General features: G+C 68.1%; 27 protein-coding genes and 1 pseudogene. 12 read left to right on the forward strand and 16 right to left on the reverse strand.

The annotated features are described in order from the left end of the window. Positions 1-26 precede the first annotated feature (26 nt). Complete coding sequence (locus tag ACSFBE_RS01805; RefSeq protein ID WP_435488891.1) at positions 27-833, forward strand: oxidoreductase; 807 nt, start codon at positions 27-29, stop codon at positions 831-833. Between the two features lie 61 nt (positions 834-894). Next, positions 895-1,815, forward strand: a complete 921-nt coding sequence (locus tag ACSFBE_RS01810; RefSeq protein WP_435488655.1) for a LysR family transcriptional regulator — start codon at positions 895-897, stop codon at positions 1,813-1,815. A gap of 79 nt (positions 1,816-1,894) precedes the next feature. Here ACSFBE_RS01810 and arsH read toward each other — a convergent pair whose 3' ends face one another. From arsH to ACSFBE_RS01840, 6 genes and pseudogenes are all read right to left on the reverse strand, one after another. Further along, on the reverse strand, positions 1,895-2,629 hold the full coding sequence (gene arsH / locus ACSFBE_RS01815) for an arsenical resistance protein ArsH (protein WP_435488656.1): 735 nt from the start codon (positions 2,627-2,629) through the stop codon (positions 1,895-1,897). After that, on the reverse strand, positions 2,598-3,029 hold the full coding sequence (gene arsC / locus ACSFBE_RS01820) for an arsenate reductase (glutaredoxin) (RefSeq protein ID WP_435488657.1): 432 nt from the start codon (positions 3,027-3,029) through the stop codon (positions 2,598-2,600). The genes arsH and arsC overlap by 32 nt, the downstream gene beginning before the upstream one ends. A gap of 27 nt (positions 3,030-3,056) precedes the next feature. Next, positions 3,057-4,337 carry an arsenic transporter gene (locus tag ACSFBE_RS01825; RefSeq protein WP_435488658.1) on the reverse strand — a complete coding sequence of 427 codons (1,281 nt, stop codon included), beginning with the start codon at positions 4,335-4,337 and terminating at the stop codon, positions 3,057-3,059. Positions 4,338-4,405: 68 nt separating this feature from the next. Then, positions 4,406-4,521 (reverse strand): annotated as a pseudogene (locus ACSFBE_RS01830) (arsenate reductase ArsC); the annotation flags it as partial. Next, positions 4,518-5,018 carry an arsenate reductase ArsC gene (locus tag ACSFBE_RS01835; RefSeq protein ID WP_435488892.1) on the reverse strand — a complete coding sequence of 167 codons (501 nt, stop codon included), beginning with the start codon at positions 5,016-5,018 and terminating at the stop codon, positions 4,518-4,520. The gene ACSFBE_RS01835 and the pseudogene ACSFBE_RS01830, both read right to left, overlap by 4 nt. A 50-nt stretch (positions 5,019-5,068) precedes the next feature. Beyond that, on the reverse strand, positions 5,069-5,395 hold the full coding sequence (locus ACSFBE_RS01840; protein ID WP_435488659.1) for an ArsR/SmtB family transcription factor: 327 nt from the start codon (positions 5,393-5,395) through the stop codon (positions 5,069-5,071). Positions 5,396-5,532: 137 nt separating this feature from the next. Between ACSFBE_RS01840 and ACSFBE_RS01845 the strand changes: the two genes are divergently transcribed. Next, entirely contained in the window at positions 5,533-5,718 is a 186-nt protein-coding gene (locus ACSFBE_RS01845) for a hypothetical protein (protein WP_435488660.1), read from the forward strand. Here the strand turns inward: ACSFBE_RS01845 and ACSFBE_RS01850 are convergent. After that, on the reverse strand, positions 5,715-6,833 hold the full coding sequence (locus tag ACSFBE_RS01850) for an ATP-binding protein (RefSeq protein WP_435488661.1): 1,119 nt from the start codon (positions 6,831-6,833) through the stop codon (positions 5,715-5,717). The two genes, ACSFBE_RS01845 and ACSFBE_RS01850, sit on opposite strands and share 4 nt — an antisense overlap. A gap of 155 nt (positions 6,834-6,988) precedes the next feature. Between ACSFBE_RS01850 and ACSFBE_RS01855 the strand changes: the two genes are divergently transcribed. After that, positions 6,989-8,890 (forward strand): hybrid sensor histidine kinase/response regulator, encoded by a 1,902-nt coding sequence (locus ACSFBE_RS01855; protein ID WP_435488662.1) that lies wholly within the window; start codon positions 6,989-6,991, stop codon positions 8,888-8,890. Between the two features lie 3 nt (positions 8,891-8,893). Here ACSFBE_RS01855 and ACSFBE_RS01860 read toward each other — a convergent pair whose 3' ends face one another. Continuing rightward, positions 8,894-9,373 (reverse strand): VOC family protein, encoded by a 480-nt coding sequence (locus ACSFBE_RS01860; RefSeq protein ID WP_435488663.1) that lies wholly within the window; start codon positions 9,371-9,373, stop codon positions 8,894-8,896. 35 nt (positions 9,374-9,408) lie between these two features. Then, positions 9,409-10,170, reverse strand: coding sequence for an ABC transporter substrate-binding protein (locus tag ACSFBE_RS01865; RefSeq protein ID WP_435488664.1), 762 nt, complete (start codon positions 10,168-10,170; stop codon positions 9,409-9,411). 155 nt (positions 10,171-10,325) lie between these two features. Between ACSFBE_RS01865 and ACSFBE_RS01870 the strand changes: the two genes are divergently transcribed. The 3 genes from ACSFBE_RS01870 to ACSFBE_RS01880 all read left to right on the forward strand — a co-directional run bounded on the left by ACSFBE_RS01870 (position 10,326) and on the right by ACSFBE_RS01880 (position 13,275). Further along, on the forward strand, positions 10,326-11,423 hold the full coding sequence (locus ACSFBE_RS01870; RefSeq protein WP_435488665.1) for an RNA methyltransferase: 1,098 nt from the start codon (positions 10,326-10,328) through the stop codon (positions 11,421-11,423). Between the two features lie 28 nt (positions 11,424-11,451). Next, on the forward strand, positions 11,452-12,219 hold the full coding sequence (locus ACSFBE_RS01875) for a tRNA-uridine aminocarboxypropyltransferase (RefSeq protein ID WP_435488666.1): 768 nt from the start codon (positions 11,452-11,454) through the stop codon (positions 12,217-12,219). Positions 12,220-12,300: 81 nt separating this feature from the next. Continuing rightward, positions 12,301-13,275, forward strand: a complete 975-nt coding sequence (locus ACSFBE_RS01880) for a Bug family tripartite tricarboxylate transporter substrate binding protein (RefSeq protein ID WP_435488667.1) — start codon at positions 12,301-12,303, stop codon at positions 13,273-13,275. A 9-nt stretch (positions 13,276-13,284) separates the two neighbouring features. On the opposite strand, the gene ACSFBE_RS01885 is transcribed toward ACSFBE_RS01880, so the two are convergent. From ACSFBE_RS01885 to ACSFBE_RS01895, 3 genes are all read right to left on the reverse strand, one after another. Further along, positions 13,285-14,877 carry a GGDEF domain-containing protein gene (locus ACSFBE_RS01885; protein ID WP_435488668.1) on the reverse strand — a complete coding sequence of 531 codons (1,593 nt, stop codon included), beginning with the start codon at positions 14,875-14,877 and terminating at the stop codon, positions 13,285-13,287. A 160-nt stretch (positions 14,878-15,037) separates the two neighbouring features. Next, positions 15,038-16,153: an extracellular catalytic domain type 1 short-chain-length polyhydroxyalkanoate depolymerase gene (locus ACSFBE_RS01890; protein WP_435488669.1), complete on the reverse strand. Its 1,116-nt coding sequence runs from the start codon at positions 16,151-16,153 to the stop codon at positions 15,038-15,040. Between the two features lie 26 nt (positions 16,154-16,179). Beyond that, entirely contained in the window at positions 16,180-16,605 is a 426-nt protein-coding gene (locus ACSFBE_RS01895) for a CopG family transcriptional regulator (protein WP_435488670.1), read from the reverse strand. Between the two features lie 239 nt (positions 16,606-16,844). Between ACSFBE_RS01895 and ACSFBE_RS01900 the strand changes: the two genes are divergently transcribed. Further along, the gene (locus tag ACSFBE_RS01900; protein ID WP_435488671.1) at positions 16,845-19,508 is read left to right on the forward strand and encodes an excinuclease ABC subunit UvrA; all 2,664 of its coding nucleotides are present in this window, start codon (positions 16,845-16,847) and stop codon (positions 19,506-19,508) included. Positions 19,509-19,525: 17 nt separating this feature from the next. Here ACSFBE_RS01900 and ACSFBE_RS01905 read toward each other — a convergent pair whose 3' ends face one another. The 4 genes from ACSFBE_RS01905 to ACSFBE_RS01920 all read right to left on the reverse strand — a co-directional run bounded on the left by ACSFBE_RS01905 (position 19,526) and on the right by ACSFBE_RS01920 (position 22,641). Continuing rightward, positions 19,526-20,509 (reverse strand): CysB family HTH-type transcriptional regulator, encoded by a 984-nt coding sequence (locus ACSFBE_RS01905; RefSeq protein WP_435488672.1) that lies wholly within the window; start codon positions 20,507-20,509, stop codon positions 19,526-19,528. A gap of 149 nt (positions 20,510-20,658) precedes the next feature. Further along, positions 20,659-20,946: a hypothetical protein gene (locus tag ACSFBE_RS01910; RefSeq protein ID WP_435488673.1), complete on the reverse strand. Its 288-nt coding sequence runs from the start codon at positions 20,944-20,946 to the stop codon at positions 20,659-20,661. Between the two features lie 353 nt (positions 20,947-21,299). Then, positions 21,300-21,653, reverse strand: a complete 354-nt coding sequence (locus ACSFBE_RS01915; RefSeq protein ID WP_435488674.1) for an HPF/RaiA family ribosome-associated protein — start codon at positions 21,651-21,653, stop codon at positions 21,300-21,302. 163 nt (positions 21,654-21,816) lie between these two features. Continuing rightward, complete coding sequence (locus tag ACSFBE_RS01920) at positions 21,817-22,641, reverse strand: MetQ/NlpA family ABC transporter substrate-binding protein (protein ID WP_435488675.1); 825 nt, start codon at positions 22,639-22,641, stop codon at positions 21,817-21,819. A 220-nt stretch (positions 22,642-22,861) separates the two neighbouring features. Between ACSFBE_RS01920 and ACSFBE_RS01925 the strand changes: the two genes are divergently transcribed. From ACSFBE_RS01925 to ACSFBE_RS01940, 4 genes are all read left to right on the forward strand, one after another. After that, a complete protein-coding gene (locus ACSFBE_RS01925; RefSeq protein WP_435488676.1) occupies positions 22,862-23,728 on the forward strand; it encodes a methionine ABC transporter ATP-binding protein in 867 nt (288 codons plus the stop codon). Further along, complete coding sequence (locus ACSFBE_RS01930) at positions 23,721-24,383, forward strand: methionine ABC transporter permease (RefSeq protein WP_435488677.1); 663 nt, start codon at positions 23,721-23,723, stop codon at positions 24,381-24,383. Before ACSFBE_RS01925 ends, ACSFBE_RS01930 begins: the two co-directional genes overlap by 8 nt. 29 nt (positions 24,384-24,412) lie before the next feature. After that, positions 24,413-25,237 carry a MetQ/NlpA family ABC transporter substrate-binding protein gene (locus ACSFBE_RS01935; protein ID WP_435488678.1) on the forward strand — a complete coding sequence of 275 codons (825 nt, stop codon included), beginning with the start codon at positions 24,413-24,415 and terminating at the stop codon, positions 25,235-25,237. 138 nt (positions 25,238-25,375) lie between these two features. After that, positions 25,376-25,585: a hypothetical protein gene (locus ACSFBE_RS01940; protein ID WP_435488679.1), complete on the forward strand. Its 210-nt coding sequence runs from the start codon at positions 25,376-25,378 to the stop codon at positions 25,583-25,585. Positions 25,586-25,589 lie beyond the last annotated feature (4 nt).

Here is a 25,589-nt window from a genome sequence, read left to right on the forward strand (position 1 = left end):
ATGGATTCATCTTGAAGGAAAACACCATGTCAAGTTCATTGGTTGTCGTCGTGACCGGCGCGTCCTCCGGCATCGGCCGCGTCACCGCGGAGATGTTCGTCGCACGAGGCTGCCGCGTGTTCGGTACCGTGCGCGACCTGCACAAGGCGCCCGCGCTGCCCGGTGTCGAGCTCGTCCAGATGGACGTCCGCGACGAAGGCTCGGTTCAGGCGGCCGTCGAATCCGTCATCGAAAAGGTCATGCGCATCGACGTGCTGGTCAACAACGCGGGAATGATGATGATCGGCGCGGTCGAAGAAACCGCAACGGCCGAGGCCGAGACCTTGTTCGACACCAACGTCTTCGGCATCCTGCGCACGACGCGTGCCGTGCTCCCGTACATGCGTGCGCAGCGTCGCGGGCGGATCGTCAATGTCAGCTCGGTGCTCGGTGTGCTGCCGGCACCGTACATGGGAATCTATGCAGCCACCAAGCATGCGGTGGAAGGGCTGTCCGAATCGCTGGACCACGAGGTGCGCCAGTTCGGCATTCGCGCGACGCTGGTGCAGCCGGCTTTCACCCGGACCCGGCTCGACGCCAACGCGCCCCGTGCCAAAGCGCGGATCGCGGGGTACGACCATGAGCGTGGCGTGGTGGCGCTCTCCGTCGCCGACAGCGTGCGCAATGCGCCCGAGCCGCGCGGTGTGGCCAGCACCATCGTCGAAGCGGCGCTCGGCGAATGGCGCATGCGTCGCACGCCGCCCGGGCAGGCCTCCCTCCTGACGAAGCTGCGCCGCTTTATGCCTGCGGGCCCGGTGGACGCGAGCCTCCGAAAGAAACTCGGGCTCGCCTGAGCGCCGGCCTTTCGGTGGTGCTGCGGAGCATTCGCGCTGCGGTACAAAGAAGGAGAACATCGTGGACAGCCTGGAACTCCTGCGTGCCTTCAGCGAAGTTGCTTCTTCAGGGAGCTTCTCCCGCACCGCCAAGCATCTTTCGCTGTCGAGGGGCACCGTCAGCAAGTACATCGCGACCCTCGAAAGCCGGTTCGGCGTCCGGTTGCTGAACCGGAACAGCCGCGCCGTCAGCCTGACGGACGCCGGCCTCCTGCTGCTCGAAAGAAGCAAGCCGATCCTGGAACTGGCCGAGGTCACGCACGCCGAACTCCAGGACCGCGCGCGGGTCCCGAGCGGGCGTCTGCGCATCTCGGCACCGCACGGCATGGATCTGACGGAGCTGCCGGCGCTGATCGACGCCTTCCTCGGCCACTATCCGGAGGTCAGCATCAGTCTGATCCTCACGAACCGCATGGTCGATCTTGTGGAGGATGGGGTCGATATCGCGCTGCGCTTCGGCGCCTCGGCCAACGAGAACCTGATCGTCCGACAACTGGTACCGATGGCGCTCAGCGTTTGCGCCGCGCCCATGTACTGGCGCAAGCACGGCGTGCCTGCGCATCCCGGCGAGCTTGCGAATCACGTCGCGCTGATCAGCGGTCATCTGAATCCGCTGCCGAAGTGGCGCTTCGAAGCCGATGGTCGGCCAGTCGATGTCGCGGTTCGTGGAAGGCTGGATGCAACGGAAGCCGGCCCGCTGATCCAGGCTGCATTGTTGGGGGCCGGCGTCGTCTATCTGCCATCGGTCATGCTGGAACCCTACGTCGAGAGCGGGCGGCTGGTGCCCGTCCTGTCGGACTTCGTTCGCAGCGACATGTGGCTGTCGGCCGTTTACCTGCAGCGCCGACACAGCACGGCGGTGCACCGTGCGTTCCTCGATTTTCTTGCGAACCGATTGAAGCCCGCGGGTTCGCGGATGAGGATGGGGATCAACGCGCAGTGACAGCGACTTGAAGAGCGCGCAAGAGCGGTGTGGCTGACTTGGGTGCGACGATGCCCAGGCCAGTGGCCGGACAGCTGCATCAGATGGAACGTTGGTTGACCCGCTTGGAGAGTTGCTCGGCACTTTCCCTGCGCTCGCTGTAGCGGTCCACCAGGTAGGCGGCCGCGTCGCGGGTAAGCAGGGTGAACTTCACCAGCTCTTCCATCACGTCGACCACACGCTCGTAGTACGACGACGGCTTCATGCGGCCGGCGTCGTCGAACTCCAGGAAGGCCTTGGCGACCGAGGACTGGTTGGGGATGGTGATCATGCGCATCCAGCGCCCCAGCACCCGCAACTGGTTGACGGCATTGAAGGACTGCGAGCCGCCCGACACCTCCATCACCGCCAGCGTCTTGCCCTGCGTGGGCCGCACCGCACCGATCGCCAGCGGGATCCAGTCGATCTGCGCCTTCATGATGCCGGTCATGGCCCCATGGCGCTCGGGCGAGGTCCAGACCATGCCCTCGGACCACTGCGCCAGATCGCGCAGCGCCTGCACCTTCGGGTGATCCTCAGGCGCTTCGTCCGGCATCGGCAGGCCGCGCGGGTCGAAGATGCGCGGCTCCGCGCCCAGGGCCTGCAGCAGCCGTGCCGCTTCCTCGGTCAGCAGCCGGCTGTACGAGCGCTCGCGCAGCGAACCGTAGAGCAGCAGGATGCGCGGCGGGTGCGTGGCGCGTGCGGCAGGATGCAGCCGCGCCGGATCCGGCTGATGAAAGAGCCCGGCGTCGACGTTGGGAAGCTCAGGACTTGGCGACACGCTGCCCCTTCGCATCGACCACCGCCTCGCCGTCTTCCTTGGCGAATGCGCCCTGCTGCGGCTGCGGCAGGAGGTCGAGCACCACCTCCGAGGGCCGGCATAGCCGGGTGCCGAGCGGCGTCACGACGATGGGGCGGTTGATGAGGATCGGGTGCTGCAGCATGAAGTCGATGAGCTGCGCGTCGGTCCAGGTCGAGTCGCCCAGCCCCAGCTCGTCGTACGGCGTTCCCTTCTGCCGCAGCACGTCGCGCACGGGCACGCCCATGGCTGCGATCAGTCCTTCGAGCGTCGCCCGGTCGGGCGGGTTCTTCAGGTACTCGATCACCGCCGGCGCCTCGCCGGAATTGCGAATCAGCGCGAGCACGTTGCGGGAGGTGCCGCAGGCGGGGTTGTGATAGATCGTGATGTGGGTCATGGGATCAGAAGTGAAAGTGGAGTGGCTTCAACCGAGGCGCAGCGCCAGCGCAGCCAGGGTGACGAACAGCACCGGAACCGTCAGCACGATACCGACCTTGAAGTAGTAGCCCCAAGCGATGGTCGTGCCCTTCTTGGCCAGCACGTGCAGCCAGAGCAGCGTGGCCAGGCTGCCGATGGGTGTGATCTTCGGGCCGAGGTCGCAGCCGATCACGTTGGCATAGATCATCGCTTCCTTCACCACGCCGGAGGCGCTCGAGGCATCGATGGACAGCGCGCCGATCAACACCGTCGGCATGTTGTTCATCACCGATGAGAGCAGGGCGGTGAGGAAGCCGGTGCCCATGGCGGCACCCCAGACGCCGCTCTGCGCGAAGACATCGAGGAGGCCGGCGATCCGGTCGGTGAGGCCGGCATTGCGCAGGCCGTAGACCACCAGGTACATGCCGAGCGAGAAGACCACGATCTGCCAGGGCGCGCCATGCAGCACCTTGCGCGTGCTGATAACGTGACCGCGCGCCGCCACGGCCAGCAACAGGGCGGCGCCGACGGCGGCGACCGCGCTCACCGGCACGCCCAGCGGCTCCAGGCCGAAGAAGCCGACCAGCAGCAGGACGAGCACCACCCAGCCCGCACGGAAGGTCGCGAGATCCTTGATCGCGGCCGGCGGTGCCTTCAGCTGCGCCACGTCATAGGTGGCGGGGATGCTGCACCGGAAGTACAGCATCAGCACGACCAGGCTGGCCAGCACCGACGCGGCGTTCACCGGGACCATGACGGCCGCGTAATCGTCGAAGCCGATCTTGAAGAAGTCCGCCGAGACGATGTTCACCAGGTTCGAGACGATCAGCGGCAGGCTGGCGGTATCGGCGATGAAGCCGGCCGCCATCACGAAGGCCAGCGTCGCCGCTGGCGTGAAGCCCAGGGCAATGAGCATCGCCATGACGATCGGCGTCAGGATCAGTGCGGCGCCGTCGTTGGCGAACAGCGCTGACACCGCGGCGCCGAGCAACACGATGAAGGCGAACAACAGCCGCCCGCGGCCGCCGCCCCAGCGCGCGACGTGCAGGGCCGCCCATTCGAAGAAGCCGGCTTCGTCCAGCAGCAGGCTGATGATGATCACCGCCACGAAGGTCGCGGTGGCGTTCCAGACGATGCCCCACACGACGGCGATGTCGCTGAGTTGAACAACACCCAGGACCAGGGCGATGACGGCTCCGAGCGATGCGCTCCAGCCGATGCCCAGACCTCGCGGCTGCCAGATGACCAGGACGAGCGTGACGATGAAAATGAGAATGGCCGTCAGCATGGGAGCTTCTTGTTGGTGTCGGGGAAAAAGGCCGCGCTGCCCGGCAAGTAGGGGCAGGCCTCCTGCGCGGCGCTATGCGCCCGGACGTCCACCCCGAGCTGCTTCGCCCAGTGGTTCAGCATGCCCTCGAGAGCACCCTGCGTGCCGAGTTGTGGGTGCAGAGGATCAGGATGTTCGCCGTCACTGGCGGGCCCCGATCTCGCGCACTTCATGCTGAATGGCCATGCGCTCCAGCTTGTCCATCGGCAGCGACAGCATGAACTCGATGCGGCGCTTGAGCGTCACCGCCGCGTCCATGAAGGCGCGCTTCTTCTCTTCCTCGGTGCCTTCCACTGCGGCGGGGTCCGGCAGGCCCCAGTGCGCGGTGATCGGCTGGCCCGGCCACACCGGGCAGGCCTCGCCCGCGGCCTGGTCGCAGACGGTGATCACGAAATCCATCGGCGCGGCACCGTCCTTCGCGAAGTCGCCCCAGCTCTTGCTGCTGTAGCCGCGATCTTCGATGTGGAGCGTGCGCAGCGTTTCCAGCGCCAGTGGATTCACTGCGCCCTTGGGATGGCTGCCCGCAGAAAACGCCTTGAACCGGCTGCTGCCCAGTTCGTTGAGCAGGCCTTCGGCAAGGATTGAGCGCGCGGAATTGCCGGTGCAGATGAACAGCACGTGGTGGAGGGTGTTAGTCATGATGCTCGGTGGGTTGGAGAATTTCTTGCCCTGGAGATCGAACGACGACCCGCTCAGGGCGAACAAGCCAGCGAGCCGTCCGAGGCAACGCAAGCCTCGCCCTGGCAGCAGTTTTCTGAGAGGTAGCCGAGCAGCGCATTCATCCGGTCGAAGGCGGCGCGGTAGATGAGGTTGCGGCCCTGGCGCTCCTGGGACACGAGGCCGGCGTGTGTCAGTTCCTTGAGGTGGAACGACAGGCTCGTGGCAGGAACGCCGATGGCTTCGACCAGGGCGCCAGGCGTCAGCCCCTCCGGGCCGGCGACCACCAGGCAGCGAAAGACCTGCAGACGCACGGGCTGGGCCAGAGCTGCAAGAGAGCGGACGGCTTCATTTGATTCCATGATTGAATCATAGTTGAATTATCGCAGCTTCCTGTGAGGCCTTCGCGGGCTCGAATTGGATCTGTAGGCGATGCCTGCGTGGTTTCGGTCTGCCGCGGCCTACATGGCGAAGAAGCACGCCCTCGCATGCTGAACGCATGAGCCGGCGCAATGACCTCCGAGATCGCATCCAAGCGTTGTCGCGCGAAGAAGGGCAGCGGCAACCGACTGCGGCCGCCTGGCTCAAGTCGCAGGACGAGAAGGCCCGGCACCGTCGTGATCAGGGCCAGACCGAGGGGACCGAATACAAGCAGTCGGATGAATCCGACGACCTGAAAGGCTAGTCTGAAGGGGGGCGCCTGGGCAGCAGGAGCGAGAAGACGGTGCGGCTTGGCGAACTGGTGCAGTGGGCGTCCCCGCCGTGGGCGCGTGCGATCTGATCAACGATGAACAGGCCCAGCCCCAGGTTGGTCCGGGAGCTCCTTGCGTCGGGCGCTCCGCGCTTGAGCGGCTGAAAAATCTGTGCGATCTGTTCTTCCGGAATCTGTGTGCCTTCGTTGCTCACGCGCAGACAGATCGTTGTCTCCAGCCCTTCGAGCTCGATCCCGATCGGGGCACTGTCGCCATAGGCCGCCGCGTTGTAGACCAGGTTGCCCATCGCCTCTCGAACGGCGGACGCATCGAATTCGCCGTTGAGGTCGCCCTGGCACCTGAACATCAGCTTTGCCCGTGGCAAAGCCGCCGTGAGAATTTCAAGCTCTTCAGCACATTCGGCCGCCAGGTCGACGGGGCTGCGTTGAACGCGCATGCCGATGCCCAGCGCGGATTTGTTGTACTCCAGCAGGGTGTCGAGCAGCTTCGCCATCCGCCGCCCGCTTCGCATCAGGACGTCCACCGATTGGCCGACTTCCGGGAGTCCTGCCGTGCGGCGAGAAATCAGTTCAGAGGTGAGCAGGATGGCATTCAAGGGCCCTCGAAGATCGTGGGCCACCACGCCGAGGAACAGGTTCCTGAGTTGGTCCATCTCGTCGGCGAAGAAGTCCACCGACTCGGCAATGGCCTGATCGATCGCTTCGTTGAAGCGAGCCACTTCCTTCACCGAGGCGTTGTCGGGTTGGGTGTCCGCCCAGAGTCGAAGAACGCTCGCACGCAGGGCGCGGTACTCCGCCACCAGTTGCGAGGTGTGCAGGCCACTTTTGGCTCGCAGCCGCCCGTGTGTTTGCGCTGCCGTCTCCAGCGCATCATCCGGCACCGGCGCGTTGCCGAGCGCCTTGGCACGCGAGCTTTCCCTGGATTGGGCCTGCTTCAGATCACTGACGATGGCCTCCAGGATCTTGGGGACGTGGTCACGCAGGGCCGCCTCCGGTTCATTCGCCAGAGGAGGCAGCGTCCGGGCATAGACGACCGCCTCGGCAACGATGGCCGCGCTACTCGTCTCGATGAAATCAACCAGCCGCATGGGCACTTTCGTAGGGTGTTGAGCATCATCTTATAGGCTGCCCGTATCTGCGTAGATGCGCGAAACGCAACGGTCGCCGGCCGCCCAATTGGCGACAATGGGCCCGGCGCACGCGTCCCCTCTCCACCGCCCGTTCACATCAACGCCCCCCGACGATGCCCGACACCCACAAAGTCTCCCAAGCACCGACCGGTCCGCTGAATGCGCAGAATCTGCAGGACCTGGATTTCAGGCTCATGATCGCGGCGGTCAAGGACTACGCCATCTTCTTCCTCGATCCGGATGGCTTCATCATCAGCTGGAACGATGGCGCCTTCGAAATCAAGCAGTACAGCGCGTCCGAAGTCATCGGCCGCCACTTCTCCATCTTCTATCCGCCGGAGCTCCTGGATGAGCAGTTGCCGGCCCACGAGCTCCGTGTGGCCCGCGACCAAGGGCGCTGGGAGGGCGAGGGCTGGCGCTTGCGCAAGGACGGCACCCGCTTCTGGGCCAGCGTCGTCATCACCTGCCTGAAAGACGCGGAAGGCGCCGTTCGCGGATTCTCGGAGATCACGCGCGACCTCACCGAGCGGCGCCGGCAGGAAGACCATCTGCGCGTGAGCGAGGAACGCTTCCGCTTGCTGGTCGAAGGGGTCAAGGACTACGCGATCTTCATGCTCGACGTCGGCGGGCACATCGTGAGCTGGAACACCGGCGCTCAACAGACCAAGGGCTACGAAGCCAGCGAAGCGCTCGGGCGCCACTTCTCGATCTTCTATCCCCCGGATGCCGTGGCACGCGGCTGGCCGGCGGAAGAGCTGCGGCTCGCCATCCGGGACGGCCGACTCGAAGACGAAGGCTGGCGCATCCGCAAGGACGGCAGCCGCTTCTGGGCCAGCGTCGTGATCACGGCGCTCTACGACGAGACGGGCCGCCACCGCGGTTTTGCCAAGGTGACGCGCGACATGACCGACCGGCGGCGGATCACGGCGCTGGAGGACGAAGGCCGCCGGGTGACCACCTTCCTGGCCATGCTGGGACACGAGTTGCGCAATCCATTGGCGCCGATCGCCAACGCGATGGCCGTCCTGGCGCGCCACGAGATCGACTCCGACGTGGTGATCCGGACGCGGCAGATCGTCGACCGGCAGCTCAAGCAACTCACACGGCTGGTCGACGACCTGCTGGACGTGGGCCGGATCACCAGCGGCAAGGTTCATCTGGAGTCCAAGCCGGTGCGGCTCCAGGACGCCCTCCAGGAGGCCTTCGAAACGACCGCACCCCTGGTCGCCAGGAAGTCGCAGACGCTCACCCTCGACACATCGGGGGGCGACCCCTGGATCGTCGGAGACCGCGCCCGCATCGTTCAGATGTTCTGCAATGTCCTGCACAACGCCGCCAAGTTCACGCCGGAGCAGGGGAGCCTCCACGCGCGCCTCTCGCTGGCCGGTGGCCATGCAGAACTCAGCGTGCGGGACAACGGCCCGGGCATCCCCAAGGAGGAGCTGTCGCGCGTGTTCAACCTCTTCGAGCAGGGCGGGCAGGACATCGCCCGTTCCAAGGGCGGTCTTGGTCTGGGCCTGAGCCTGGTTCAGCAGCTCACTGCCTTGCATGGCGGGAGCGTGAGCGCCTTCAGCACCGGCGTGGCCGGCGAGGGCACCGAGATCGTCATTAGGCTCCCCTCGACCGCGCCGCCCCGGCTGCCTTCGGACGCGGATCGAAACAGGCGCGTCCTGGTGGTCGACGACAACCACGACGCGGCCGAGACACTGGCGATGCTGATCGAGGCGCTGGGGTACTCGGTGGCGATCGTTCATGACGGGCTCGACGCCTTGCGGTCCATTCAGGCCGACCCGCCGGCTGTGGTGCTGCTCGACATCGGCCTGCCCGGGCTGAGCGGCCTGGAAGTCGCGCAGCGTGTGCGCGTCGAGATGCTGCAGCCGCCGCTGCTGATCGCAGTGACCGGCTATGGGCAGGAGAACGACCGCCAGACCAGCTTCGATGCCGGCTTCTACGCGCACCTGACCAAGCCGATCGATATCGAGAAGCTCGAGCGCCTCCTGCGCAAGGTGCTCTGAGCGTCAGCCGCGGCGTGCGGCCTCGATCGCAGCGATGTCGATCTTCCGCATGTCCATCATCGCCTCGAACGCGCGCTTGGCAGCCGCGCGGTCCGGATCGGTGATCGCGGCGATCAAGGCGCGCGGCGTGATCTGCCAGGACAAGCCCCAGCGGTCCTTGCACCAGCCACAAGCGCTTTCCTGGCCGCCGTGGCCGACGATCGCATCCCACAAGCGGTCGGTTTCGGCCTGGTCGTCGGTCGCGACCTGGAACGAGAAAGCCTCGTTGTGTTTGAAGGCGGGGCCGCCGTTCAGGCCCAGGCAAGGGATGCCCATGACGGTGAACTCGACCGTCAGCACATCGTCTTGCTTGCCCGAGGGATAGTCGCCCGGGGCGAGATGGACGGCGCCGACCGCACTGTCCGGGAAGGTCTTCGCGTAGAAGCTCGCCGCGTCGAGCGCGGTGCCGTCGTACCAGAGGCAGATCGTGTTCTTGCTCATCATGCTGTTCTCCTGGGGGCGTGATTGATCCGGGGGCGTCAGGTCGGGCGCGACGGTGGCGCCACCGTCGCGCCCTCGATGCGGTGTCGCGCGAGGGCCGCGGCGACGAAGCCGGTGGCCTTCGCATGCTCCACGAACGCCGCCAGCGTTCGCGCGGCGTCGTCGCCCCGGCTCTTCGGCGTGCCCATGGCCTGGCGGATCACCATGAAGTGGCCGGGCAGGAGGCGCAGGCCCGGATGCTGCCGGCTGTCGGCCTCCAACTGCTGCCGCACGCCGGCCGCCACATCCAGCGCCTGGTCCAGGAAGGTCTTCACGACCGCCGGCGAGGTCGGCGCCCGCACGATGTGCGCATGCTTCAGTTCGCGCGTCAGGTACAGGTCGTAGGCACTTCCCTGGCCGACCGTCACCCGGTGCCCGGCCACGTCGACTTCCTCGTTGCGCTGCAGCGGAGAGTCGTCGCGCACCAGGTAGCTGCCTTCGATGTGAACATAGCCATCGGTGAACGCGATCTGGGCGCCGCGGACCGGATCGATGGCGAAGAAGCCGATGTCGGCCTGTTCGTCGGCCACCGCCTGCACCGACTTGCCCGCCGCATCGAAGACCACCAGCGCCAGCTCGACGCCGAGATGGGTTGCGAAGGCGCGTGCCAGGTCCACCGAGACACCCGCCGGCGCCCCGGTCGCGGCGTCGGTGCCGGCCAGGATGGGATTGCCCAGGTTGATCGACGCACGCAGCGTGCCGGTCGGCGCGAGCGCGCGGCGGATGTCGGGGCTGGCGGCGGGGAGGGCGCTGAGGGTCATGGCGGGACGCATGATGGCTGATTCTGGACCCCCTGCCCAGAGCAGATCGACCCGGCATGCACAATCTCCGGCATGTCCCCCCGCACTTCGTCCGCTCCAGTTCGCCCTGCCGGCCGCCTGCTGCCACCGACCGTCCATTTGCCCACGGGCAGCGCATGCGCATCGAACAACTGAGGCAGCGGCTGCAGGAAGCGGGCGCAGGCCCGAGCCACGCGCAGCGCATCCTGCGCCTGTGGACCCACGCGCTGGACCGCGACAGCGGCAAGCGCAAACCCGACACCTTCTTCCCCGCCGCGCTGTGGGCCGCGCTGCCGGCCATCGAGGCCGAGCTGGCCGGCCTGGCGCGGGTCCATGCGGTGCACCCGGGCGCCGACGGTTCCGAGCGGCTGCTGGTGGCGCTGGCCGACGGCCAGATGGTGGAAAGCGTGCTGCTGCCCCGGGGCGGCCTGTGCGTTTCGTCGCAGGTCGGTTGCGCCGTCGGCTGTCGGTTCTGCATGACCGGGCGCGACGGCTTGCTCCGTCAAGTCGGCAGCGCCGAAATCGTGGCCCAGGTCGCACTGGCGCGCCGGCGCCGGCCAGTGCGGCGCGTGGTGTTCATGGGTATGGGCGAGCCGGCCCACAACCTGGACAACGTGATCGAGGCGATCGAGCTGCTCGGCACGGTCGGCAACGTCGGCCACAAGAACCTGGTGTTCTCCACCGTCGGCGATCCGCGCGCGTTCGAACGATTGCAGTCGGCACGCGTGCGGCCGGCGCTGGCGCTTTCGCTCCACACCACCAAGCCCGAGCTGCGCCGCATGCTCCTTCCCCGCGCGCCGGCCATGACGCCCGAGGAACTGGTCGCCGCCGGGGAACACTACGCACGGACGACCGGCCACCCGATCCAGTACCAGTGGACCCTCCTGGAAGGCGTCAACGATGGCGACGAGGAGGTCGAAGGCATCGTGCGGCTGCTCGCCGGCAAGTACGGTGTGCTCAACCTGATCCCCTTCAACGCGGTCGACGGCGTGGCGTTCGGTCGTCCGTCCCGGGCGCGCTGCGAAGCGCTGGTGCGCACGCTGCACCAGCGCGGCATCCTGACGAAGCTGCGCGATTCGGCCGGGCAGGACGTCGACGGCGGTTGCGGCCAACTGCGGGCGCGCGCTGTCGGTGTGCAGGTGCTGCGGCGCGCCGAGCGGCCGACCGGGCTGCAAGCCGCGCCTTCATGTGCAGAGGCCCATCCCGCACATCCCGCGGCCGATGCGATCGGCTGACTTCCCGGCACGCATGTTGCCGGCACCCATGCCCCACGCGGTCTCCCTTCTGCGCGCCGCTCGGCTGGCGCGCAGCGCCAAGCCCTTTCTCGCCCGCGGCGGCTTCAAGCGCGAGCGTTGCGCCGGCTGCCGGCTCGCATCCAGCCACTGCATGTGTGCCCTGCGGCCATCGGTGCGCACCCAGGCGGGCGTGTGCCTGCTCATGGCCGACATCGAGCCACTCAAGCCCAGCAACACCGGCTGGTTGATCGCCGACGTGGTGGCCGACACCTTCGCATTCGGCTGGGCGCGCACCGAGACCGACCCCGCGCTGCTGGCCCTGCTGGGCGACCCGCAGTGGCAACCGTATCTCGTGTTTCCAGGGCAGTACGCAGCGCCCGAGCGGGTGGTGCAAACCGTCGCGCCGACCACGCAAGCGCAAGGCCAGGCCGGAAAGCGGCCGTTGTTCATCCTGCTCGATGCGACCTGGGGCGAGGCGCGCAAGATGTTCCGCAGGAGCCCGTACCTCGATCGCTTCCCGGTGCTGAGCGTGCAACCGGCGCAGGCCACGCAGTACACGCTGCGCCACTCGGGCCGCGACGACCACTGCTGCACCAGCGAGGTGGCCGCGCTGTGCATGAGCCTGGCGGGCGAGCACGCCGCCGAAGCTGCGCTCGACGCCTATCTGGCGGTGTTCACCCACCATTACCTGCGTGCGAAACAGCAACTGCCCATCGCGTGGGACAGCCCGGCGCATCGGCGCTTGCAGGCACTGTCGGCGTCGCTGGAGCCGCTGGAGTCCTCGCGCGCAGGGTGATCTGTTCGGGTCTTCCGCAAGTCGGAACCGGTGCCGATCAGACCATGATCCGGCCAGCACCACCCCTCTCAGGAGACCTGCATGCACCGTCGAACCTTCATCGGGGGCCTCGTTGCCCTGGCCGCTTCCGCCGCGCTGCCGATCGCGGCGCAGGAGCGATGGCCGACCAAGCCGATCACCTATGTCGTTCCCTTCGGCGCCGGCGGGACGACCGACATCCTGGCGCGGCTCCTCACCAGCAAGGCCGGGGCGGGGCTGGGCACCAGCTTCGTCATCGAGAACCGGGCGGGCGCCGGCGGCAGCCTGGGCACCGAGTACACCGCACGCGCGGCGCCCGACGGCTACACCATCCAGGGCGGCACGGTGAGCTCGCATGCCATCAACGCGAGCCTCTATGCCAAGCTGGCCTACGATCCGATCAAGAACTTCCAGCCGATCACGATGATCGGGTCGATGCCCAACGTGCTGGTCGTGCGCGCCGACAGCCCGTTCAAGACCTTGCAGGACGTGATCGGGGCCACGCAGGGCAAGCCGGGCACGATCAGCTATGCGTCGTCGGGCAACGGCACCTCGCAACATCTTTCGGGCGTGTTCTTCGAGCAGACCACCGGCGGAAAGATGGTGCATGTGCCCTACAAGAGCAGCGCCGAATCGCTCAACGGCCTGCTGTCCGGCCAGGGGCCGGACCTGATCTTCGAGAACCTGGCACCGGCGCTGCCGCAGATCCGGGCCGGCAAGCTGCGGGCGTTGGCGGTCACCTCCGAGCAGCGTGCGGCGCAGCTGCCCGAGGTGCCGGCCGTGGCCGAATCCCTGGCGGGCTTCAGCGTGGTGTCGTGGCAGGCGGTGTTCGCGCCTGCAGGCGTGCCCAAGCCGGTGGTGGACCGGCTGTCGGCCGAATTCATCCGCGTCATCAGCGACCCGGAGGTGAAGGCCGAACTTCTCAAGCAGGGCGTGGCGCCCGGCGGCATGAGCCCCGCCGAACTCGCGACGTTCCAGAAAAGCGAGGTCGACAAGTGGGCGCGGGTGGTGAAGGCGGCGAACCTCCGGCTCGACTGAGGGCCGACGTCAGACGGCGATGGGTTCCTGCTGCTGCACGACCCGGTTCCTGCCCTCCCGCTTGGCCTGGTACAGCGCCCTGTCGGCGGTCTCGAGCAACGCATGGGACGTACCGTCGGCCTGCGGCTGCGCAGCGGCCACGCCCAGGCTGACCGACACGTGGCCCGAGGCCGAGGCCGCGTGCGGAATCCGGAGCCGGGCGACCGCCGCCCGCGCGGCCTCGGCGACCGACGCGGCCGTCGCCGCATCGGTCCGCGGCATCAGCAGCACCATCTCCTCGCCGCCGTAGCGGGCGACGAAATCCTCCGGCCGGTTCGCGGCCGAGCGCAGGGCGTCGGCCACGCGGCGGAGGCACTGGTCGCCTTCCAGATGCCCGTAGAGGTCGTTGTACTGCTTGAACTCGTCGACATCGACCATCGCGATGGCGATCGGCTGCGACGCTTCCACCGCCTGACGGAAAGCCCTCGCCAGGCGCGCATCGAAGTACCGCCGGTTGGGCAGCCCGGTCAAGCCGTCGTACTGCGCCAGATGCGTCAAGCGCTCGTTCGCGACGGTGAGCGCATCGCGCGCTTCGCGCAGCCCGGCCTCGACGCTCACGCGCAGGCGCATCAGGCGGATCACGTAGCGGCCGGTGGTGCCGACGACCAGGCACAGAAAGGCGACCCATCCGGTCTGGAACAGCGAGGCCACGAACCAGTCGTCCAGCGCCTCGGCCCGGCTGGCGCCCACCGTCACGAGGATCGGGTAGTTGGTGAGGTGGTCGAAGCTGATGATCCGCGCCACGCCGTCCAGCGTCGACCGGGCATCGACGGTGCCCGCGCGACGGCTGGCGAACAGGGTCTTCAACGGCGAGGCGGGCGTGCGGGCGCCCAGGTCGCTCTCCCGGAACGGGCGCCGCACCAGGATGCGGTCGGCCATGACCAGAAGCACGGCGCCGTCCTTGCCGATGTCGAAGTGGTTCAGCAGTCCGTGCAGGTGCTTGATGCTCAGGGCCGCCACCACGACGCCGGCAAAGTTCCCGAAGGCGTCGGTGGTCCGGCGAGAGACCGGGATCACCCATTCGCCGGAAGTCCGGCTCACGATCGGCAGGCCGATGTACGCCCGGGTGCCCTGGCTCTCCCGGTGCCTGTTGAAGTAGTCGCGGTCGGCGCTGCTGTGCCATCGGTCCCACAACGGATCGGACGCGAGGATCCGGCGTCCATGCGCGTCGTAGACGGACAGGCCGTGGAGCTGCTCGACCGACGCCACATGGTTGACCAGCACCGGTTGCAGGCGTTCGAGCACCGCTGGCGCCAGATCCGATCGCTCCAGCTCGAAGACGATGCCCGCGAGGATGTGATCGACCTCCGAGATCACGCCTTCCATCTGCTGGGTGACGGCGCGTGCCAGATTGCTCGTGGACTGCGACACCTCGACGATCTGGTGCACACGATTGCGGTAGATCAGCCAGCCGTTGGTGGCGAGCATCGCCAGGCAGATGAAGACGAACAGCAGCCGAGCGGTCAGGATCATGTCGCCCTGGGGCAGCATGTCCAGGCGCAGCCACTCGCGCGCTGCGGCGGTTTGCGGCATGCCGTCTTCCGAAGGGTGGTGGGGCTTCATCGTGTGCGTCTCGGTCGCGGTTCCCGCGGGGCCACCCCGCCGGCTCGCCGCTCGCCCGCTCGAGGCGGCGGGGTCTTGATTGTTCGCCAGCCGGGTACAGCCCCATCGGCCGAAGAGGCATGAAAAGACGGAGGTGTTCGCCGAGGTCGTCGGCGCGCTTCTAGCCGTTCTGCCGCGCGTGGGCGAGGAAGAAGCGCAGCATCTCGGCGCTCGCATCGACGCCGGGGCCGTCGGTGTAGGAGCCCAGGCTGCTGCCGCCCGACCATGCATGGCCCGTGCCGTGGAGCTGCCAGTGCTCGACCGTGCCGCCGTGCGTGCCGGCATAGCGGGTCCGCGTGAAACGCCGCCCCTGTGGCGAGCGGCCTTCGGTGCGCTCCGGCGCCGGGGCGGCGCCATCGCGCGCGGCGAGTGCGGCGTCGACGACCGCCTGGCCGTTGCGCGGATGCACGGTGGCATCGGCATCGCCATGGAAGACGATGGTGGGCACCGCCGATGGCGCAGCGCGTGGGGGCGTCGGGCTGCCCTGGCGCATCGCGGCCAGGGCGCTGCCGATGTCGCTGGCGGCACCGGCGGGCAGGCCGGAATGCACGCCGACCGCGGCGAACACATCCGGATAGGTGCGGCCCAGGATGTCCGCCATCGCGCCGCCGGCGGACAGGCCGGCCGCGTACACCCGGCACGGGTCGGCGCCCTGCGTCGAGACGATGTGCTGCGTCAAGGCGGCCAGCAAGGCCGGCTCGCCGCGGCCCCGCTGCTGGTGCGGGGTCTTGAACCAGTTCCAGCAGCGTTGCGCATTCGCCCGTTGCGTCTGCTCCGGGTAGAGCACCATGACGCCGGCCTCGGCGGCCCGCGCATTCATCTGCGTGCCGCGCGCGAAGTCCTCCGCGTCCTGCGTGCAGCCATGGAGCATCACCACCAGGGCGGGCCGCTGGGCCGGCGCCACCGTTGCCGGAACGAAGAGCCGGTACTGGATCGAGCGCCCCTGGTGCGAGAACTGGCCGCGGGTCCAGGTCTCGGGCCTGGTGGCGCTGTCGGGGCGCGGCGGCGCGGTGGTGGCGGTGTCGTGCGCCGGCGCGACGACGCGCGCCACCACGTCGATCACCGCATCGGCGGCGCGGTGGGCGTCCGTGCCGCGAGCCACCGGGGCTTCCGAAGGGGGCGAGGCGTCGGCGCCGCCGGCCAGGGCGCGCTGGATGGCGTTCATCGCGCCACCGAGATCGCCGCTGCGGGTCAGGCGGGCGGCTTCGGTCATCAGATCGTTCATGGGCGTGTTCAAAGCGTCTCTCCGGCAGGGGGCAGTGGTCAATGGATCCGGTCGGCCAGGGCGGCGCGAACGGCAGGGGAGGCATGCAGGGCACCGAGCACGCTGATCGAGCGGATCGTGGCCCGGGCGAGTTCGGGCGTCACGTCGGACGCGATCGTCGCGAGCCCGAGGACGCGCACATCGAGTTGTTCGCCGGCCTCGCGGACGGCCTCCAGGTCGGCGGCAGTGAACTGCTGCAGCCCCAGCACCAGCGTCTTGCGCGCGATGACCTGGCGCAGCACGTCGCCGTGCTGCGCCAGCTGGTTGCGGATGGCGGTGCGGATGAAGTCCGTCCGGTTCGAATAGAAGCCCTCGGACACCAACAGGTCGACATGGCCGAGGTCGACGAAGCCGAGGTTGATCGTGATCTTCTCGGAGTCGACGAGCTTGGGGGCGTGAGCGGGGCGGGTGGGTGGCGATGGCATATTTCCATCTTAGCACCATCCAAGTGGATGTTATTAACTTTCTTTCGGCAGGCGGGCGCAGCACCGGCGCTGCATGCCAGGCGGATGAGGCCGCTCTCCTACGCACCGCGCGGCGCGCATGCGCCTAAATTCGCCCGTCGACCGATTGCAGAGAGAGATGCCATGACCCCCCTTCCGAGACCGTCGCAGCGCGCGGCGGCGCCCGCTTCGGCCGCCGGCTCCTGCGAAGGCATGCGCGCTTGAACGCGCGCGACACCCCCGGCAGGGGCGACGGACGCGACGGCCGCGATGGCTTCGTGCGCGTGCGCGGGGCCCGCGAGCACAACCTGAAGGACGTCGACGTCGACATTCCGCGCGATGCGCTGGTGGTGTTCACCGGCGTCTCCGGCTCCGGGAAGTCCTCGCTGGCCTTCGGCACGCTGTACGCCGAGGCGCAACGCCGCTACTTCGAATCGGTCGCGCCCTATGCGCGGCGCCTGATCGACCAGATCGGCGTGCCGGCCGTCGACGCCATCGACGGCCTGCCGCCCGCGGTGGCGCTGCAGCAGCAGCGCGGCACGCCGGGCACGCGCTCGTCGGTGGGCAGCGTGACCACGCTGTCGACCCTGCTGCGCATGCTGTATTCGCGCGCCGGCCACTACCCGCCGAGGCAGCCGATGCTCTATGCGGAAGACTTCTCGCCCAACACTGCGCAGGGCGCTTGCCCACGCTGCCACGGGCTCGGCCATGTCTATGAGGTCACCGAACCATCGATGGTGCCCGACGACACGCTCAGCATCCGCGAGCGCGCCATTGCGGCCTGGCCGCCCGCCTGGCAGGGCCAGAACCTGCGCGACATCCTGGTCACGCTGGGCTTCGATGTCGACAAGCCCTGGCGCGAACTCTCGCGCAAGGACCGCGACTGGATCCTCTTCACCGAGGAGCAGCCGACGGTGCCGGTGTACGCCGGCTTCACGCCGGCGCAGACGCGCGCCGCGCTGCGCCGCAAGGCGGAGCCGAGCTACCAGGGCACCTTCATGGGTGCGCGGAAATATGTGCTGCACACCTTCGCCACCACGCAAAGCGCGTTGATGAAGAAGCGGGTGGCGCGCTTCATGATCGGCAGCGTCTGCCCGGCCTGCGAGGGCAAGCGGCTCAAGCGCGAAGCGCTCGGCGTGACTTTCGCCGGCCACGACATCGGCGCGCTGTCGCAATTGCCGCTCGACCGGCTGGCCGAGGTGCTCGCACCGGCCGCCGCCGGGACGCCGCAAGCCGGCCCCGCATCGGCGGTGCTCAGCCGTGCCGCGGCGCACCGCGACACCGCACGCCGGGTGGCGGCCGGCGGCTCCGCGCACGCAGCCTCGCCCGACGTGCGGCGCACGCCGGAACTGTCGGAAGAGAAGCGCATCGCGGCGCAGCGCATCGCCCGGGAGGTGCTCGCGCGCGTCGACACGCTGCGCGGCCTGGGGCTGGGCTACCTGTCGCTCGACCGGTCCGCGCCGACGCTGTCGCCGGGCGAACTGCAGCGGCTGCGGCTGGCCACGCAGATCCGCTCGAACCTCTTCGGCGTCGTCTATGTGCTGGACGAGCCCTCGGCCGGCCTGCATCCGGCCGACGCGCAAGCGCTGCTGTCCGCACTGCAGGCGCTGCGGCGTGCGGGCAATTCGCTCTTCGTGGTGGAGCACGACCTGGCCCTGATGCGCCAGGCCGACTGGCTGGTCGACGTCGGGCCCGACGCCGGCGAGCAGGGCGGCCGCGTGCTCTACAGCGGGCCGCCCGAAGGCCTGCGCGCCGTCGCCGCATCGCACACCGCGCGCTACCTCTTCGCCGGGCCGTCCACGCCGGCGGCCGCGACCCCGCGTACGCCGAGCGGCTGGCTGCGGCTCGAAGGCATCACGCGCAACAACCTGGCCGGTGTGGATGCTGCCTTTCCGCTCGGCCTGCTGACCGCGGTGACCGGCGTGTCCGGCTCGGGCAAGTCGAGCCTGGTGAGCCAGGCGCTGGTCGAGCTGGTCTCGGCGCAGCTGGGCCACGAAGCGCCGGCGGCTGAGGAGGAAGGCGCCGAAGACGCATCACCGGGTGCGCCGCCGGGGGTGTTCGGCGGTCGGCTCGGCGGGGACACGGCCGGCGTGCGTCGGCTGGTGCGCGTCGACCAGAAACCCATCGGCCGCACGCCGCGCTCGAACCTCGCCACCTACACCGGGCTGTTCGATCCGGTGCGCAAGCTGTTCGCCGCCACGCCGGCCGCACGATCCCGGCGCTACGACGCCGGTCGTTTTTCCTTCAACGTGGCGAAGGGCCGCTGCGCCACCTGCGAAGGCGAGGGCTTCGTCAGCGTGGAACTGCTCTTCATGCCCAGCGTGTACGCGCCGTGCCCGACCTGCCAGGGCGCGCGCTACAACGAACAGACGCTGCAGGTCGCCTGGCAGGGCCGCAGCATCGCCGACGTGCTGCGCATGACGGTCGACGAGGCGCACGATTTCTTCGCCAGCGAGCCGGTGGTGCAGCGACCGCTGGCGCTGCTGCGGCTCATTGGCCTGGGCTACCTGCGGCTGGGGCAACCGGCCACCGAGCTGTCCGGCGGCGAGGCGCAGCGCATCAAGCTCGCCACCGAACTGCAGCGCGCGCAGCGCGGCGACACCCTCTATGTGCTGGACGAGCCGACCACCGGCCTGCATCCGGCCGATGTCGACCGCCTGATGGTGCAGCTGCACGCCCTGGTCGACGCCGGCAACACGGTGGTGGTGGTCGAGCACGAGATGCGCGTGGTCGCCGGCAGCGACTGGGTGATCGATCTCGGCCCCGGTGCCGGCCACGAGGGCGGGCACGTGCTCGCCTCGGGGCCGCCGCGCGAGGTCGCGCAGGCGGCGGGGAGCAAGACCGCGCCGTTCCTGCGCGCGGCGCTGGGCAAGCAGCGCCGCTGAGGGCGCGGTCGCGCGCCTCAGTGCACCACTGCGGCACCGCCGGCCGCGTGTGCCGCGCTCGCGCGTACCGGCGCGTTCGCCGGCTCGGCATCGAGCGCGGCGTCGACCACGCTGCGCGTCAACGTCGGCGCGAAGGCTTCGATGAAGGCATAGACATAGCCGCGCAGGTAGTTGCCGCGGCGCACCGCCAGCTTGGTCGTGTTGATGCCGAACAGCGGGCCGGCGTCGACCGCGCGCAGCTGCGTGTCGCGCTCGGCTTCGTAGGCCACGCCCGCGACGATGCCCACGCCCATGCCCAGTTGCACATAGGTCTTGATGACGTCGGCGTCCATCGCCGTCAGCACGATCTGCGGCGCGATGGCGGCCTCGTCGAAGGCGGCGTCGATGCGCGTGCGGCCGGTGAAGCCGGTGTCGTAGGTGATGAGCGGGTAGCGCGCCAATGTCTCGAGCGTCAGCGGCGTGTCGAGCAGTGCATGGCCTGGCGGCACGATCACCGAATGGGTCCAGCGGTAGCAGGGCAGGGCGACGAGCTGCGGGTAGTCGCCCAGTGCCTCGGTGGCGATGCCGACTTCGGCCTCGCCGTCGAGCAGCATCTGCGCAATCTGCTTGGGCGAGCCCTGGTGCAGGTGAAGCTTGACGCCCGGGAACAGCGCGCGGAATTCCTGCACCGCCAGCGGCATGGCGTAGCGCGCCTGCGAATGCGTCGCCGCCACCGACAGCTGCCCTTCCTGCTGGCCCGCGAACTCCTGGCCGGCCTGGCGCAGGTTGCTGCTTTCGAGCAGCACGCGTTCGATGATCGGCAGCAGATGGCGCCCCGGCGAGGTGAGGCCGGTCAGCCGCTTGCCGGCGCGCGCGAACAGCGAAACGCCGAGTTCTTCTTCCAGCTCGCGGATCTGCCGACTCACGCCCGGCTGCGAGGTGTGCAGCGCATGCGCAGCCTCGGTGAGGTTGAAGCCGCAGCGCACTGCCTCGCGCACCGAGCGCAGCTGTTGGAAGTTCATGTTGTTGTTCTGGGCGTGTTCAAGGCCGGCCATTCTCTGGCGCAGCCGGTGTTGCACGAACAACCGTTTCGTTCCTTCCAAATGAAGCAAACGTCTAAGACGTGCTTTGCCGAACCTATGCCGCGGTGGGCGGACTGGCGTTGGCCGCCTCAGGCCGCGATGAAGCTCATCCGGGCTTCGTAGGCCACGCTGTCGAGCACGATGTCGCGGGCCTCGTCGTCCGCGAAGTCCAGCAGGGCGGTCGGGATCTCGTCCTCGTCGAGCGCGAACAGCAGTTCGATCGCCTCCTGCTGCGCTTCCGAGAACGTGCCCGCCTGGTTCAGGCGGTTGAAGTTCGCGGCCGTCTCCTGGGGCGCCACCAGGTGCGTGTCGAGCAGCTCGAGGACGTGGCGAATCTGCGAGGGGGTCAGGGGCGAAGGGGTGGCGAGGGGCTTCATGGCGATGATCTTTCAGTGGGTTGGAGGACCGTTCCTTTGTGGCGAATCGTGTCTTGGCATCGAGACCCGAGCGTCGCCGATCGGGCCGGGCCCGCGTGAAATCGCTGAAGCAAAGCCCGTGGGCATGTGCGGAAAGTCTCGAACGCCCGCATTGCGTTGTCGCTAAATCGACACGAGGCCCGCGGAAGGGCCGGGTGGCGGCGAGCCAACCCTCGGAAAAAATGGAAGAGCGCCCTTAACTTTCGGCCCGAAGCGCCGATGAAGTCAGTGGTTTCTCCATGGATCCCTCACCAAGATCCTTCGGCCCGCTTCATGCGGGCCGTTTTTTGAGCGCGTCCGCCGCGCGATCGAACTCAGTCGGCGTCGGGCCCGGTCCGGATCGTGGTGTGGTCGCGGCGATCGCTCAGCTTGCCGATCGCGCTGTCGAGCGCGCGCCGCGCCTTGGCCTCGGCACCGCGGAAGGCCTCGTCCATGCTGGAGGCCTGGTGCGTCACCGCCACCGCAGGGCGGCCGGTGACATGCGCCTCGATCATGCAGCGCTTGTCGCCAGCGCCGCCCTTGGCGCTGTTGTCGTCCGACAGATGAACCTCGATGCGCCGCACGTCGTTCGAGAAGCGGCCGAGCGTGCTGCGGATTTCACCGTCGGCCCAGGCTTCGAGCGCTGCCTTGTTTTCCATGCCATTGCCGGTGTTGATGTGAATTTCCATGCGAACAAGTCTCCAGTGAGGCACTGCCCGAAGGCAGCGGGCCACGCGCGCGCGAGGCTGCGGTGGATCGATGCCCACAGCATGCCAGCCTGCTCGCCCGCGGGCGTAGGCCAAGGGAGGCTTTTCGCACTGTGCGGCTTCCGGCGCGGCGCGGTGGCCGGCCTCAGAAAGCCGGTACCAGAGCGCCCTTGAAGGTGGTTTCGATGAACTGCTTGACCTCGGCCGACTGGTAGGCCGCCACCAGCTTCCTGGCCCACGGCTTGTCCTTGTCGGCGCGGCGCACCGCGATCAGGTTGGCGTACGGGCCCTTGGGCGATTCCTTGAGGATCGCGTCCTTGTGGAAGGACAGGCCGGACTTCTCGGCATAGTCGTTGTTGATGGAGGCGATGGTCAGGTCATCGAGCGAGCGCGGCAGCTGCGCGGCATCAAGCGCCACCAGCTTGATCTTCTTCGGGTTGGTCACCACGTCGAGCGGCGTGGCCGTGTTGCTCTTGACGGCCTCCGGCTTGAGCGTGATGAGGCCGGCCGATTGCAGCAGCAGCAGCGAGCGGTTGCCGTTCGACGGGTCGTTCTGGATGCCGACGGCGGCGCCTTCGGGCAGAGCGTCGATGCTTTTGAGCTTGCGCGAATAGAAGCCCAGCGGCGCGGTGATGGTCAGGCCCACCGGCACCAGGTCGAAGCCGCGCGACTTGGTCTGGTTGTCGAGGAAGGGCTGGTGCTGGAAGGCATTGGCATCCAGGTCACCGGCCGCCAGCGCGGCGTTGGGCAGCTGGTAGTCGTTGAAGACCACCACGTCGACGGTCAGGCCGTCGCGCGCCGCCACCTTCTTCACCACCTCGAAGATCTGTTCGGCGTTGCCCACCGAGATGCCGACCTTGATGCGCGTCTTGTCCTGCGCATGCGCCGGGATGGTGAAAGCGAACGCCGTGGCGAAGAGGGCGGACAGGGCGACGAGGGCGCCGCGGCGCGGGAAAGAAGCGAGGGACATGGAGGACCTGGAAAGCAAAAAGGAGCGCGACTGTGCCAGCGCCGTCGTGCCTCGCCAACGAAGCAATCGTCATGTCGATATTCGGCACTTCATCGGCCATCCTTATGCGCGTGGTGAATAAGCAGATGGCGATTCGGTCGTTCGTTTGGCTGCCGGCTGCGGGCATACTCGCGTCCCTTTCTCCTGCCCGAGGGCCGTCCAGGCCCCGGCGATTTGCGTCGTGACCACCTCTTCACCAACCGATGCGGCCCCCCGGCCGCCGGTGATCCGCCTCGAAGCGGTTCAGAAATCATTTGCCTTGCCCAGCGGCGAAGTCTTCGACGCCGTACGCGCGCTGTCGCTCGACATTCCCGAGGGCGAGATTTTCGGCCTGATCGGCAAGAGCGGTGCGGGCAAGTCCACGCTGCTTCGGCTCATCAACCTGCTCGAGCGGCCCGACGCCGGCCGCGTCATCGTGGGCGGCCGCGACCTGACCACGCTCACCCGCCGCGAACTGCGCGACACGCGTCAGAACATCGGCATGATCTTTCAGCAGTTCAACCTGCTGCAGAACGCCACCGTCTTCGACAACGTCGCCTTCCCGCTGAAGATCCACGGCCGCCATTCGCGCGCCGAGATCGATGCGCGGGTGCGCGAATGCCTGGCGCTGGTCGGCCTCTCTGAAAAAATCGACACCTACCCGGCGCAGCTGTCCGGCGGCCAGAAGCAGCGCGTGGCCATCGCCCGTGCGCTGGCGCCACGACCGCAGGTGCTGCTGTGCGACGAGCCCACCTCGGCGCTCGACAGCGAGACCACGCGCGCGCTGCTCGAGACGCTGCGCGACATCAACGCCAAGATCGGCGTGACCATTGTGATCGTCACGCACGAGCTGTCGGTGGTCGAGGTGCTGTGCCGCCGCGTCGCCATCCTCGAGCAGGGCCAGCTGGTCGAACAGTTCGCCGTCGACGAGGCGCCCGATGCGGAGCGCCTCACGGCGCTGGGGCGCGAGATCGACGCGCTGGTGCGCCGCCGCGAGCGCGACGCCCGTGAAGCCGCCAACGCGGCCCTTTCCACCGCCGCCGCACCCCGAGGAATCGCCCATGCCTGAGAACATCGCCGCCATCCTGCCCGAGCTGTGGCTTGCCGCCGGCCAGACCTTCCTGATGCTGGGCATCGGCCTGTCGGCCGCGGTGCTCATCGGCGGCCCGCTGGGCGTGCTGCTGTTCCTGCTCGGCCCCGGCCAGTCGCTCGACAACAAGCCGGCTTTCCTGGTGCTGAACTGGATCGTCAACACGGTGCGGTCCTTCCCCTTCATCATCTTGCTGGTGGCGCTGGTGCCGGTCACGCGCGTCATCGCCGGCACGTCGATCGGCCCGCTGGCGGCGGCCGTGCCGCTGTCGGTCGCGGCCATCCCGTACTTTGCACGGCTGGTCGACCAGTGCCTGCGCGAAGTGCCGCGCGGGGTCATCGAGGCGGCCCATGCCATGGGCGCGTCGGAACTGCAGATCGTCTGGCGCGTGCTCATCGTCGAAGCCCGCTCGGGCCTGGTGCTGGCGCTCACCGTGCTGTCGGTCAGCTTCCTGTCGTACTCGGCCATCGCCGGTGTGGTGGGCGGCGGCGGCATCGGCGACCTGGCCATCCGCTACGGCTACTACCGCTTCCAGACCGACGTGATGGTCTTCACCGTCGTGCTGCTGGTGGTGCTGGTGCAGATCCTTCAGTTCGTCGGCAACACCGCTGCGCGCCGTCTGGATAAACGTTGATTCCTTTGTTGTTCCCTGATCCTTCCGTCATGAAAACCTCTGCTCTCCGCCGTTCCCTCCTCGCCCTCTCGATCGCAGCGCTCTCGCTGGGCGGCCTCTCGCTCGACGCCCAGGCGCAAGCCGACAAGAAGAACCTCGTCATCGGCGGCACCGCCGGCTCCAACATCGACCAGCTGAAGGCGGGCATCGTGCCGATCCTGCAGAAGAAGGGCTACACCGTGAAGCTGGTGGAGTTCAACGACTACGTGCAGCCGAACCTGGCGCTGGCGCAAGGCGCGCTCGACGCCAACTTCTTCCAGCATCTGGTGTACCTGAAGAAGTTCGCCGCCGACCAGAAGCTCGACATCGTCGAACTGGTGCAGGGCCCGATCGCGCCGCTGGGCGTGTATTCGAACAAGCGCAAGACGCTGACCGAAGCCAAGGACGGCGACCGCGTGACGCTGCCGAACGACCCGAGCAACCTGGCCCGTGCGCTGGTGCTGCTGGAACAGAACAAGCTCATCACGCTCAAGACCGGCATCGACCCGATCCGTGCGTCGGAGAAGGACGTCGACCAGAATCCGCGCAAGCTGAAGTTCATCCCGCTCGAAGCCGCGCAACTGCCGCGTTCGATCGGCGATACCGAGTACGCGATCATCAACGGCAACTTCGCGATCTCGTCGGGCCTGAAGCTGACCGAAGCCGTGGCGCTCGAGAAGACGCCCGACCACTACCTGAACGTGGTCGCCGTCAAGAGCGCGGACAAGAACACGCAGTGGGCCAAGGACATCACCGAGGCCTACCGTTCCAAGGAATACAAGGCGGTGGTCGACAGCAAGTTCCAGGGCTACGCCAAGCCCAGCTTCCTGCAGTAAGACGGCCACGACATGGGCGTGCTGGCGTATTTCGATGCCGCCGCCGCTCGCACGGAAGCGAGGATTCAAACTCGCTTTCGGTCTTTGCCTCCTGAAGCCCTGCGCCGCAGAATTCCTTCGAACTGACGAAGGAAAGCAATGACATCCCATCCACAGGGCTCCCCGGCCGAACGGGCACGGCAGGTGATCGGGCTGACGTCGAACGCCTGGCAGGTGTCGCCGTACAACCCGCATGCGCAGGCACGCCGCGCGCCCTATGGCTACGTGCCGCTGCGCACGCAGCGCCGCTTGCAGTCGGCTGCCGCGCGCAGTGCGCCAGGGCCGCACGCGCTGGCGCATTCCTGGTAGCGCG

It is taken from the genome of Variovorax sucrosi, from assembly GCF_051216635.1.
Classification (GTDB): domain Bacteria; phylum Pseudomonadota; class Gammaproteobacteria; order Burkholderiales; family Burkholderiaceae_C; genus Variovorax.